This is a genomic window from Poinsettia branch-inducing phytoplasma str. JR1 (assembly GCF_000309465.1).
GTDB classification, from domain to species: domain Bacteria; phylum Bacillota_I; class Bacilli_A; order Acholeplasmatales; family Acholeplasmataceae; genus Phytoplasma; species Phytoplasma pruni.
Map to the genome: position 1 here is coordinate 1 of NZ_AKIK01000149.1, position 608 is coordinate 608.

Below are 608 nucleotides of genomic sequence, written 5' to 3' on the forward strand. Positions count from 1 at the left end.
TAACAACCAACTTATAAAAATTTTTATTTATTTTTTTTAAATTGTATAACCAGCATCTCTTAATTCTTTAATTGTATATCCTGCAGCTTTTAATTCTTTAATTGTTAAATTAATATTTAAAAATAAATAATTATCATCTTTTAATTCTTTTGCGGTATATCCGGCATTAAATACTTCTTTGGGTGTATAACCATCTCCAGCAACTTCTAATTCTTTAATTGTATATCCAGCATCTCTTAAATCTTTAAGCGAATATGCAGCAGTTTTTAATTCTTTAAGCGTATAACCATTATCTCTTAATTCTCTGGCTGTAAAACCCTCATCTTTTAATTCTTTAACTGTAAAACCATCAGTTTTTAATTCCTTAGCTGTATATCCTAATCTTTTATAAACACCTTCTTTTAAATCAAAATGTTCTTTAAATTGTTTTGCTTTATATCCGGCAGCTTTTAATTCTTTTAATTCATCGAAATAAAATCTTGCAAATTTAAGATCTTGTAATGTATACCCAGCATCTAATATTTGTTTCAATTTAAAACCGCTTTCTTCTAATTGGACCGCTATAACTCCTAATTTTTTAAAATCTGATACTGTTTTATAAAGTTTAG

General features: G+C 25.7%; 1 pseudogene. It reads right to left on the minus strand.

Annotated elements, in window-relative coordinates:
• Positions 1-36: 36 nt before the first annotated feature.
• Positions 37-608: pseudogene (locus ON17_RS03670) on the minus strand (type IVB secretion system protein DotG/IcmE); the annotation flags it as partial.